We start from the raw sequence: 12552 nt of genomic DNA, 5'->3' as shown, positions 1-12552 counted from the left end.
TCATATAATATAGTACGTAGGTGTAAAGTAAGCAAGGGGGAGTGGTCTTGGATGATTGAATGGTATTTTGAATATGAAATACATAAAAACCGACCTGGCTTGCTTGGTGACGTTTCTTCGTTAATCGGTATGCTTGGTATTAATATCGTCACAATTAATGGTGTGGATAATGCAAGGCGCGGTCTTTTGCTTATGTGTGATAATCAAGAGCAAATTTCGAGGCTTGAATCAATTTTAAATACGATGGATAATATAACGGTAACGAAATATCGTCCGCCAAAACTCAGGGACAGGCTAGCGGTAAGGCACGGCAGGTACATACAACGAGATGCTGATGATAAGAAAACATTTCGATTTGTACGGGATGAATTAGGGCTACTTGTTGATTTTATGGCAGAACTAATGAAAAAAGAGGGCCATAAACTTATCGGAATAAGAGGAATGCCTCGCGTTGGGAAAACGGAATCTATTGTTGCGGCAAGTGTTTGTGCGAATAAGCGTTGGTTGTTTGTTTCGTCTACCCTTATTAAACAAACGGTACGTAGTCAATTGATTGAAGATGAGTATAGCGACGATAATATTTTTATATTAGATGGAATTGTTTCAACAAAGCGCGCAAATGAAAGACATTGGCAGCTTGTACGTGAAATTATGAGGTTGCCCGCAACAAAAGTTGTAGAACATCCAGATGTATTTGTGAGTCAATCAGAATACACACTTGATGATTTTGATTATATTATTGAATTGCGTAACGATTATGATGAAGAAATTCAATATAACTTAGTAGATGAAATTGAGCAGGGAACGCAAAATAATTTCTCTATGTTTGACTTTTAAAGAAATATTGAGGTGTTAGCAGTGACGGAATTAGGACAAAAGCTGAAGGAAGCAAGAGAGGCAAAAGGCTTGTCTATTGATCAGCTACATGAGATTACAAAAATTCAAAAGCGTTATTTAGTAACAATTGAAGAGGGCGACTACAGTATATTACCGGGAACTTTTTATGTACGTGCATTTATTAAACAATATGCAGATGCTGTTGGATTAAACGGAGAGGAATTGCTTGTAGAATATCAAAGTACAATACCACAATCTGAATCTCATGATGTACCACAAGTATCAACCGGTCAAAAAACACAGGAAACAATACAAAAGGCAACATCGCTTCCCATTGCAGATCATATGCCGAAAATCTTAATTGCATTATTGGTAATTGCGTTAGGAGTAGTGATTTGGTTTGTTTTCCAATGGGTAACTGCAAAAGATGATGGTGCAGTAGCACAAAACAAAAGTGAACAAATTGAAGTGCAAAAAGCAAAGGATTCTCCGTTAGATGAGAAAAAAGATGAAAAAGGGGAAGAACTGAAACAAGAAAAAGCAAATCAGGATGAAACAAAAAAAGAAGAGCAAAAGAAGGCTGAGCAACAAGCGCAGCAACCATCGACAGGGCAAGATGAGATAAAGCTAGTTGGCACAAAAGAGAAAGTATCTACGTATGAAATCAATAATAAGGAATTACAACTAGAAATATCTGCCAAAGGAACGACTTACGTAGATATTAAAGATGAAAATGGTAATGAAATTTATAAAGGGACATTAGAGGCAGGGCAAACTGTTCCACAAAATTTAACAGAGAAAAAAGAAGTGCGATTAAATATCGGTAACGCACTAAATACAGAAGTTAAAGTAAATGGAAAAGTTGTGAATTACGGTTTAAATGCTGAGGAAGCATTGCACCAAAGAATGGTGATTAAAAACTTAGGGGGAGAACAACCTGCACAATAATAGTCATCGCTTCGATGACTTTTTTCAATGAACAAATGTTTGTGACATGATGGAGGAATAGTTGTGAACTTACCAAATAAAATTACGATATCTCGAATCTGCTTAATTCCAATTTTTTTGGTCATTATGATCGCGCCTTTTGACTGGGGTTCATATACAATTGGAAACGTAGATTTACCAATTCAACATTTAATCGGGGCGCTTATTTTTATTATTGCATCAGCTACTGACTGGATTGATGGGCATTTAGCAAGAAAATATAATCTTGTTACAAATTTAGGGAAATTTCTGGACCCATTAGCTGATAAATTGCTTGTTTCAGCGGCGCTTATTACATTAGTTGAAATGCAATATGTACCAGCGTGGATTGTAATTGTTATTATTAGTCGTGAATTTGCGGTTACAGGCTTACGACTTGTATTAGCTGGTACTGGAGAAGTTGTTGCAGCTAATATGTTAGGGAAAATCAAGACGTGGACACAAATTATTGCAATTTCAGCCTATTTATTACATGATGTGCCGTTAAACTTAATCCATATTCCAGTTGCTGATATTTTTATATGGATTGCATTGATTTTTACAGTTATTTCTGGATATGATTACTTTTGGAAAAATAGAGCTGTTTTTGTCAATTCAAAATAGCAGTTTATGGGGGAATCGGAATGAATGCCGAAATTATTGCGGTTGGAACAGAATTATTATTGGGGCAAATTACAAATACAAATGCGAAGTTTTTATCCGAAAAATTAGCTTCTATTGGAATAAATGTGTATTATCATACTGTAGTAGGTGATAATACACGTCGGCTACAAGAGGCTATTCGCACAGCTGAAAAACGTGCAAACATATTGATTTTTACTGGCGGACTCGGACCAACAAAAGATGATTTAACGAAAGAAACCATTGCATCGATTGTTAAGGAAGACCTTGTTTATGATGAAGCGGCACTAACATCAATTCGTGAATATTTTAATCGAACGGGTCGTGAGTTCACAGAGAATAATAAGAAACAAGCACTCGTTTTGAAGGGTTCAACTGTATTTGCAAATAATCACGGTATGGCGCCAGGCATGGGATTACATAAAAATGAAAAAGTGTATATTTTATTGCCAGGTCCACCGAAAGAAATGCAACCAATGTATAATAGCTATGTAGATCCATTCTTGCGCAATGTAACAACTGGTGAACATATTTATTCTCGTGTCCTTCGTTTTTTCGGTATTGGTGAATCGCAGTTAGAAGTAAAAGTACAAGATTTAATTGACAACCAAACGAATCCGACAATTGCACCGCTAGCTTCTGATGGAGAGGTAACGTTGCGATTAACCGCGAAACATCAGAATGTAGAGCAAGCGGAGTTATTAATTCAGCAGGTAGAACATTTAATCTTAGAGAGAGTAGGCGAATTTTTTTACGGCTACAATGAAGATTTCCTTCACCATAAGGCAATTGAGTTATTGAAGAAAAAAGGTTTCACTCTAGCCTGTGCTGAAAGTTTAACAGGCGGTCTTTTTGGCAATCAAGTAACGGAAAATGCTGGTGTGTCTTCTGTTTTTAAAGGTGGCGTAATTTGCTATCACAATGATGTAAAACAGCATATTTTACAAGTTCCTGAAGAGACTTTACAAACGGCAGGTGCGGTGAGTGAAGAATGTGCGCGTTATCTTGCTGAAAATGTAAAATTACTTTTACAATCGGATATTGGAATTAGTTTTACGGGGGTCGCAGGACCGGATGCTTCAGAAAACAAAGAACCTGGAACTGTATTTATCGGTTTAGCAATCAAAGATGAACCGACAATAGTTTTTCCGCTTTGTTTAAGTGGGAGTCGTCAGCAAATTCGTGAACGTACTGTGAAATATGGATTTTATCATTTATACAAAAAGCTAGAAGAGATGTAAGTTTCTTCTAGCTTTTTTATAGTAAAAATGCGTTTTTATAAATTGGAAATAAAAAAATCGAATAAATGTTCGATTTTTGTTGGCAAATTAAAATAAAAATAGGTATAATAAGATTAGCAATTGAGTTAAGGAGGAATTTGAATGAGTGATCGTCAAGCAGCTTTAGATATGGCGTTAAAACAAATAGAGAAGCAATTCGGTAAAGGTTCCATTATGAAAATGGGAGAGCAAGCTGAACGCAAAGTTTCAACAGTACCGAGCGGTTCGTTATCACTTGATGTAGCATTGGGAGTTGGTGGTTATCCACGCGGTCGTATTATTGAAATTTACGGACCTGAAAGCTCAGGGAAAACGACAGTTTCCTTACATGCGATTGCAGAAGTGCAACGTCAAGGTGGGCAAGCAGCATTTATTGATGCGGAGCATGCGATGGATCCTGTATATGCACAGAAATTAGGTGTTAACATCGACGAATTACTATTATCACAGCCTGATACAGGGGAACAAGGGTTAGAAATTGCAGAAGCATTAGTACGAAGTGGTGCAATTGATATTATCGTAATCGACTCTGTAGCTGCCCTTGTACCAAAAGCGGAAATTGAAGGAGAAATGGGTGACTCTCACGTCGGTTTACAAGCACGTTTAATGTCACAAGCACTTCGTAAACTTTCAGGTGCAATTAATAAATCAAAAACAATTGCAATCTTTATTAACCAAATTCGTGAAAAAGTTGGAGTTATGTTCGGGAACCCAGAGACAACTCCAGGTGGTCGTGCATTGAAATTCTATTCAACAATACGTCTTGAAGTACGCCGTGCCGAACAATTAAAGCAAGGTAATGAAATCGTTGGTAATAAAACGAAAGTAAAAGTAGTGAAAAATAAAGTAGCACCGCCATTCCGCGTGGCAGAAGTGGATATTATGTACGGAGAAGGTATTTCAAGAGAAGGCGAAATTTTAGATATGGCTTCTGAATTGGATATCGTTCAGAAAAGCGGTGCTTGGTATGCCTATAATGAAGAGCGCTTAGGACAAGGACGCGAAAATGCAAAACAATTCTTAAAAGAAAATCCAGATATAAGAGATGAAATTGCATTCTTTATTCGTGAGCATCATGGAATTGGTGAAGATTCTGCTCCTGAAAATATGGAAGAAAGCACAACTCTTGATTAAAAAGACACGATTTCGTGTCTTTTTTTATACATGTAATCGGTATTTTCGAGCTGCATGTAAAATACAACATAATGAGTGGAAGATGGAGAAAGCATCACTGTTTAAAGTTTCATTTTATATGCAGTGCTTTCAGTAGGTGGTATTTCATTATTATATATATTAGATATATAGATTATTTATAACGGTAGTGCTACATTTTCTTTTTGTTTACGGAACATTTGAATGTTAAAGGTAAAGAAAGTAAAAGTAGACAACGCTTGACAACGAAAAATGCGATAGATACAATGAGAATGTATATTTTTTCTTATATACGATACACTCTTCTCAAGAAGAGAAGTAATATTCGGAGTAAGATTTCAATCTTGCCGAAATAATAATATGACATTTTAATTGTGAAATGAAGAAAGTCCCTTAAAAAAGTGGGACGACGGTCTTTGCTGTACGTTGCAATTCGATGTACATGCCGACAGTCTTTTTTCATTCATAGCAAGAGGAGGTGAAATCATGAGTAATACAGTTTGGATACTCATCTCCATTTTGCTTGCAACAGTCGGTGCAGTTGTTGGCTTTTTTGTTCGAAAGTCTATTGCTGAAGCGAAGATTAATGGTGCAGCTAATGAAGCGAAACGTATTTTAGACGATGCGAATCGCGAAGCAGAGGCACTTAAGAAAGAAGCGCTTTTAGAAGCAAAGGATGAAATTCATACACTTCGTACAGAAGCTGAATTAGAAATTCGTGACCGTAGAAGCGAATTACAAAAACAAGAAAATCGTTTAATGCAAAAAGAAGAGAACCTTGATCGTAAAGACGAAACGCTCGATAAACGTGAGCAAATGTTAGAAAAGAAAGAGGAATCTCTTGTAGCGAGACAACAGCAAATTGAAGAGTTGGAAAGCAAAGTGGGAGAGTTAGTTCAAAAGCAACAAACGGAATTAGAGCGCATTTCCAATCTGACACGCGAACAGGCGAAATCAATCATTTTAGGGAAAGTGGAAAACGAACTTTCTCATGAAATTGCCGCGATGGTAAAAGAGAGTGAAGTTCGTGCGAAAGAAGAAGCTGATAAGAAAGCGAAAGAGATTTTATCTTTAGCTATGCAAAGATGTGCAGCTGATCATGTTGCTGAAACAACCGTTTCGGTTGTAAATCTTCCAAATGACGAAATGAAGGGACGTATTATTGGGCGTGAAGGTCGTAATATTCGTACGTTAGAAACCTTAACAGGTATCGACCTTATTATTGATGATACACCTGAGGCGGTAATTTTATCAGGATTTGACCCAATTCGTCGTGAAACAGCTCGTATCGCTCTTGATAAGCTCGTACAGGATGGACGTATTCACCCAGCTCGTATTGAAGAAATGGTTGAAAAATCAAGACGTGAAGTGGATGAATATATTCGTGAAGTAGGAGAACAAACAACATTTGAAGTTGGGATCCACGGATTACACCCAGATTTAATTAAAATTTTGGGTCGCTTGAAATACCGTACAAGTTATGGACAAAACGTGTTGAAGCACTCTATGGAAGTAGCTTACTTAACAGGACTTATGGCAGCAGAACTGGGCGAGGATGAAAAACTAGCAAGACGCGCTGGTTTACTTCATGATATCGGTAAGGCAATCGATCATGAAGTGGAAGGCAGTCACGTTGAAATTGGTGTTGAACTCGCAACGAAATATAAAGAGCACCCTGTTGTTATAAACAGTATCGCCTCTCACCATGGTGATACAGAACCAACTTCTATCATTGCAGTTTTAGTCGCAGCGGCCGATGCATTATCAGCTGCAAGACCAGGAGCTCGTAGTGAAACACTTGAAAACTACATTCGTCGACTTGAGAAGCTAGAGGAAATTTCTGAGTCTTATGAAGGCGTAGAGAAATCTTTTGCAATTCAAGCAGGTCGTGAAGTTCGTATTCTGGTAAAACCAGATACAATCGATGATTTAGAAGCTCATCGTTTAGCGCGTGATATTCGAAAACGTATTGAAAATGAACTAGATTATCCAGGTCATATTAAAGTAACAGTTATTCGTGAAACACGTGCAGTGGAGTATGCAAAATAAAGTGGTGAAATACCACTTTATTTTTTTGGTTTGGAATTGGGTAAGATAAAATAAAACTTCCAGTAGTAAGGGGATACCGCTTACAATGTATCGGAAGAACTGTCTATAAAGGTTTGATTGATAGAGGCATATGGAGTAAAGCCTCATGTCAAGTGAGCGAAATAGTTCGAGTACAAAGGGGAATAAAAAGTAGTACATAGAAAGGGTAGTAGACATGAGAATATTATTTGTAGGAGATGTAGTAGGTTCTCCTGGTAGAGGTATGATTCAACAATATGTACCAGCATTAAAGAAAAAGTATACACCGACAGTAACGATTATTAATGGAGAAAACGCAGCGGGTGGTCGCGGTATTACAGAAAAAATATATCGGAATTTTCTAGAGTGTGGTGCGCAAGCTGTTACACTTGGAAATCATGCTTGGGATAATCGCGAGATATTTGAATTTATCGATAAAGCCAAATATTTAGTGAGACCAGCTAACTTTCCAGAAGGAACGCCTGGAAATGGTTTGATTTTTGTCAACTGCAATGGAACAGAAGTAGCGATTATTAATTTACAAGGGCGCACGTTTTTACCACCAATTGATTGTCCATTCCGAAAAGTAGATGAATTGATTGCAATTGCGAAAAAACGTACCAATATTATCTTTATTGATTTCCATGCTGAAACAACGAGTGAAAAACAAGCGCTTGGTTGGTACGTAGACGGTCGTGCAACTGCCGTAGTAGGAACACATACACATGTTCCAACCGCTGATAACCGTATTTTGCCAAGTGGAACAGCGTATATTACGGATGTTGGTATGACAGGTCCGTATGATGGCATTTTAGGTATGGATCGCGAAGCAGTCTTGAAAAAATTCTTAACGAACTTACCTGTTCGCTTTGAAGTAACAAAAGGCAGAACACAACTAAGCGCGGTATTAATTGATGTCGATCCAAATACAGGGAAGGCAAAAAAGATTGAGCGTATATTAATTAATGATGATCAACCGTTTTTTGAATAATCATCAAAAAATTAGAAAAAACATTATATTTTAATTTTTTAGAAAAATTATTAAGAATTTAGCAGGAATACGCTTCATTCCTCGTGAATATAAGTTAAAGTGAAATAATCGCTAATACTTTTATAAGAAACGAGGAGGAAACGAGGAATGGAAATATTAAAAGTTAAAGCAACTTCGGTCCCTAACTCTGTAGCCGGTGCACTTGCTGGGGTGATTCGCGAACGCGGAACAGCAGAAATTCAAGCGATTGGTGCGGGTGCATTGAATCAAGCCGTAAAGGCAGTAGCAATTGCAAGAGGATTTGTAGCACCTAGTGGCTTAGATTTAATTTGCATTCCAGCTTTTACAGATATTATGATTGATGGTGAAGAACGTACAGCGATAAAATTAATTGTAGAACCTCGTTAAGTTTGAACAACCTGTTTGCATGTGTGCAAACAGGTTGTTTTTATGAAAAAAGGGGGGACACGAATTGAAAGTTTTTGACGCGCACTGTGATGTTTTATTTCAATTGTGGAAAGCAAAAGGCAAAAAGGGTTTTCAAAATGACCCGAAGTTACATATTACTTTTGAACAGTTACAACAGAGAAAAGGAAGCATACAATGTTTTGCAATATATGTGCCGGAAACTGTACCATATGAAGAACGTTTTCAAGTTGCCTTAACAATGGTAGATTTATTTTATAATGAAATTTTATCCATGCCATATATAAAGTTTATACAAACAAAAGAGGATATAGACCGGCTGTTAAAACATGAAATTGGAGCTATATTAACATTAGAAGGATGTGAAGTGATCGGGAAAGATATGATGAAATTACGTTTATTTCATCGCTTAGGAGTGCGTTCTGTCGGTTTGACATGGAACTATGCTAATTTATTAGCTGATGGAGCATTAGAAACAAGAAGAGCCGGATTGACTTCGTTTGGAAAAAGAGTTGTACAAGAACTTAATACATTCCGTTTGTGGACAGATGTCTCTCATTTAAATGAAGAAGGATTTTGGGATGTGATGGAAATCGCTGAGTATCCGATTGCATCACATTCGAATTGCTATAAATTTTGTCAGCATCCACGCAATTTAAAAGATGAACAAATACGTGCGCTCATTCAAAAGAACGCTGTTATTGGTATTAATTTTGTTCCGGAATTTTTAGTGAGTCATCAGCCTGCATATATAGACGATATACTGCGTCATATCGAACATATATGTTCGATTGGGGGAGAGAAACATATCGGGTTCGGTTCAGACTTTGATGGTATTACAAACATGGTCGTAGGAATAGAAGCATATCGAAGTTATGAACAGGTAATAAATGAACTTTGTAAACGATATAGTGAAACAAATGTAAAAAGGTTCCTATATGAAAATTTTGTTGATTGTATTTCATTTTAAAGGATTAAAAGTATTTTATTCTGATAATTGTGAATATTTATGTAAACTGAAAATAAATGATTGATTTTTTTGTATAGTAGGGCTAGAATGGTAGACGAATTAAGATTATGCGAAAGATTCAGGTAAGTCAGAAGAGGTATAATTTGTGTACATTGTAGTTTATTTGTATAAAAAGTGCTAAACTAATACTGTAAAAAAATACACTACAATGAATGCAGCCAAAAGGGGTGTAGGAGATGATTAGTCAACTTTCATGGAAAGTTGGAGGACAACAAGGTGAAGGAATTGAAAGTACAGGAGAAATCTTCTGTATTGCATTAAACCGATTAGGATATTATCTATACGGTTACCGCCACTTCTCATCACGAATTAAAGGCGGTCATACAAATAATAAAATTCGTGTAAGTACAACGGAAGTACGCGCGATATCAGATGACTTAGATATTTTAATTGCATTTGACCAGGAAACAATTGATTTTAATTTCCATGAGCTACGTCCAGGCGGAATCGTTGTTGCGGATGCGAAGTTTAATCCAACAATCCCTGAAAATGCAGATGTAAATCTATATGTGATACCGTTTACAGATATTGCTTCAGAATTAGGTACATCATTGATGAAAAACATGGTTGCTGTCGGAGCATCTAGTGCGATATTGGGATTAGATGAAACAGTTTATTTAGAGGTTGTTGATGAAATCTTCGGCCGCAAAGGAGAGCAAGTTGTTCAAAAGAACATGGAGGCAATTAAGCGCGGCTCTCAATATATGAAAGAATTGCTTGGTGAAAAAGTAAACATGATGCAGCTTGAAAAAGCTGATGGGAAAAAGCGTATGTTTATGATTGGTAATGATGCAATCGCATTTGGAGCATTAGCTGGTGGTGCCCGTTTTATGTCTGCCTATCCAATTACCCCTGCTTCTGAAATTATGGAATACTTAATTAAAAAGCTTCCAAAAGTAGGAGGAACGGTTATTCAAACTGAGGATGAGATAGCTGCTTGTACGATGGCGATTGGTGCGAACTATGCGGGTGTACGTACGCTAACTGCATCTGCGGGGCCAGGTCTATCTCTTATGATGGAAGCAATTGGTTTAGCAGGTATTACAGAAACACCTCTTGTTATTGTAGATACACAGCGCGGTGGTCCAAGTACAGGGTTACCAACAAAACAAGAACAATCAGACTTAATGGCAATGATTTATGGAACACATGGAGAAATCCCAAAAATTGTAATGGCGCCAAGCACGGCAGAAGAAGCGTTTTATGATATTGTAGAAGCATTTAACCTAGCTGAGGAATATCAAGTGCCAGTTATTTTCTTAACAGATTTACAACTTTCTTTAGGAAAACAAACGGTGGAACCACTGAAATTAGAGAAAGTAGAAATCCGCCGCGGTAAGCTTGATTTACAAGCTGAGTTACCAGAGCGTGAAAATAAAGCGTATTTCAAACGTTACGAAGTAACAGAAGACGGTATTTCGCCACGTGTTCTGCCAGGTATGAAAAATGGTGTTCACCATGTAACAGGTGTAGAACATGATGAAACGGGTAAGCCATCTGAATCAGCTTTAAATCGTAAGGAACAAATGGACAAACGTCTTCGTAAAATGAAGAACTTGAAGTTCAAGACCCCTGTTTATAAAAATGTTAAGCACGATGATGCAGATGTGCTATTAGTTGGTTTTAACTCAACTCGCGGTGCAATTGAAGAAGCGATGGAGCGTTTAGAACAAGAAGGGTTAAAAGTAAACCATGCTCATGTTCGTTTAATTCATCCGTTCCCAACAGATGAAATGCTTCCATTAGTGAAAGATGCAAAACGTGTTGTAGTGGTAGAAAATAATGCAACTGCTCAGCTTGCTAACATTATGAAAATGAACCTTGGCAATGGTGAGAAGATTTCTAGTCTATTAAAGTATGATGGGAATCCATTCTTACCAAAAGAAATTTACAACGAATGCAAAAAAGGGGTTGTATTAAATGGCAACATTTAAGGATTTTCGTAACAGTGTCAAACCAAACTGGTGCCCAGGTTGCGGAGACTTCTCGGTGCAAGCTGCGATTCAACGTGCGGCAGCAAACGTTGGCTTAAATCCAGATGAATTAGCCGTAATCTCTGGTATTGGTTGTTCCGGTCGTATTTCCGGTTATATTAATTCCTATGGTGTCCACAGTATTCATGGGCGTGCGCTTCCAATTGCGCAAGGAGTGAAAATGGCAAACCGTGATTTAACTGTTATCGCATCTGGTGGTGATGGTGATGGTTTTGCGATTGGAATGGGGCATACAATCCATTCTATTCGTCGTAATATTGACATTACGTATATTGTCATGGATAACCAAATTTATGGATTAACAAAAGGGCAAACTTCACCACGTAGTGAGGTAGGCTTTAAAACGAAAAGTACACCACAAGGTTCAATCGAGCCGGCATTATCTGTTATGGAAATGGCATTAACAGCTGGTGCAACTTTTCTGGCACAAAGCTTTTCAAGCGATTTAAAAGAATTAACACAGCTCATTGAAGCTGGTATTAAGCATAAAGGTTTTTCTTTAATTAATGTATTTAGTCCATGTGTAACGTATAATAAAGTAAATACGTATGATTGGTTTAAAGAAAATTTAACAAAACTAAGTACTGTAGAAGGATATGATCCATCAAATCGCATGCTAGCAATGCAAACATTGATGGAAAACAAAGGTTTAGTAACGGGACTTATTTATCAAAATACAGAACAACCTTCTTATCAAGATCTTGTAAATGGGTATAGTGAACAACCATTAGTACAAGCTGATTTGCAAATGGATCAAAAAATGTTTGATGAGCTTGTTGCTGAATTTATGTGATAAAAGAGAGGCTACCGATTGGTAGCTTCTTTTGCTTTATTTTAAAAGAAGTTTACTTAGAAAGTTCTGAATGATAAAATAATTACAAAATCGTTGTATAAAAAATCACATTCGCTCATGATATAATCTGCTTTCGGAGTGCAGCCTCTTTGTTGTTAAATTTGGCTAAACACATTATACTATGGTAGTGTGTATAGAAATAAAGTAAGCTGCTTTTTAGGACAAGGTGAAAACAACAAAAATGGAAGTCTATTGATAGGAATAAAGATTCCATCGTTATAGGTTAGTGATATAGATAGTTCAAGTTTCAAAGGGGGAGCTATTTACTATATATCCTAGTCCTTAAGATGAATCTAGAATAGGCTACAAGTGTG

Annotated in this window: 11 protein-coding genes; all 11 read left to right on the top strand. The window is 37.0% G+C overall.

Annotated features, from left to right (window positions below):
• Positions 1-51: 51 nt before the first annotated feature.
• On the top strand, positions 52-837 hold the full coding sequence (locus BCER98_RS12335; protein WP_012094875.1) for a DUF3388 domain-containing protein: 786 nt from the start codon (positions 52-54) through the stop codon (positions 835-837).
• Positions 838-858: 21 nt separating this feature from the next.
• Entirely contained in the window at positions 859-1785 is a 927-nt protein-coding gene (locus BCER98_RS12330; RefSeq protein ID WP_012094874.1) for a helix-turn-helix domain-containing protein, read from the top strand.
• A gap of 63 nt (positions 1786-1848) precedes the next feature.
• Positions 1849-2427, top strand: a complete 579-nt coding sequence (gene pgsA / locus BCER98_RS12325; RefSeq protein WP_012094873.1) for a CDP-diacylglycerol--glycerol-3-phosphate 3-phosphatidyltransferase — start codon at positions 1849-1851, stop codon at positions 2425-2427.
• Positions 2428-2447: 20 nt separating this feature from the next.
• Positions 2448-3686 carry a competence/damage-inducible protein A gene (locus BCER98_RS12320; protein ID WP_012094872.1) on the top strand — a complete coding sequence of 413 codons (1239 nt, stop codon included), beginning with the start codon at positions 2448-2450 and terminating at the stop codon, positions 3684-3686.
• 141 nt (positions 3687-3827) lie between these two features.
• Positions 3828-4859, top strand: coding sequence for a recombinase RecA (gene recA, locus BCER98_RS12315; RefSeq protein ID WP_012094871.1), 1032 nt, complete (start codon positions 3828-3830; stop codon positions 4857-4859).
• Positions 4860-5363: 504 nt separating this feature from the next.
• Positions 5364-6926 carry a ribonuclease Y gene (gene rny / locus BCER98_RS12310; protein ID WP_012094870.1) on the top strand — a complete coding sequence of 521 codons (1563 nt, stop codon included), beginning with the start codon at positions 5364-5366 and terminating at the stop codon, positions 6924-6926.
• 214 nt (positions 6927-7140) lie between these two features.
• Complete coding sequence (locus BCER98_RS12305; protein ID WP_012094869.1) at positions 7141-7935, top strand: TIGR00282 family metallophosphoesterase; 795 nt, start codon at positions 7141-7143, stop codon at positions 7933-7935.
• 147 nt (positions 7936-8082) lie between these two features.
• Positions 8083-8343, top strand: coding sequence for a stage V sporulation protein SpoVS (gene spoVS, locus BCER98_RS12300; RefSeq protein WP_000404341.1), 261 nt, complete (start codon positions 8083-8085; stop codon positions 8341-8343).
• Positions 8344-8407: 64 nt separating this feature from the next.
• Positions 8408-9331, top strand: a complete 924-nt coding sequence (locus tag BCER98_RS12295) for a dipeptidase (protein WP_012094862.1) — start codon at positions 8408-8410, stop codon at positions 9329-9331.
• A gap of 236 nt (positions 9332-9567) precedes the next feature.
• Positions 9568-11325, top strand: a complete 1758-nt coding sequence (locus BCER98_RS12290) for a 2-oxoacid:acceptor oxidoreductase subunit alpha (RefSeq protein ID WP_012094861.1) — start codon at positions 9568-9570, stop codon at positions 11323-11325.
• A complete protein-coding gene (locus BCER98_RS12285; protein ID WP_012094860.1) occupies positions 11312-12178 on the top strand; it encodes a 2-oxoacid:ferredoxin oxidoreductase subunit beta in 867 nt (288 codons plus the stop codon). The genes BCER98_RS12290 and BCER98_RS12285 overlap by 14 nt, the downstream gene beginning before the upstream one ends.
• Positions 12179-12552: the final 374 nt, after the last annotated feature.

Source organism: Bacillus cytotoxicus NVH 391-98 (assembly GCF_000017425.1).
Taxonomy (GTDB): domain Bacteria; phylum Bacillota; class Bacilli; order Bacillales; family Bacillaceae_G; genus Bacillus_A; species Bacillus_A cytotoxicus.
This window is presented reverse-complemented; position numbering and strand designations above follow the sequence as displayed.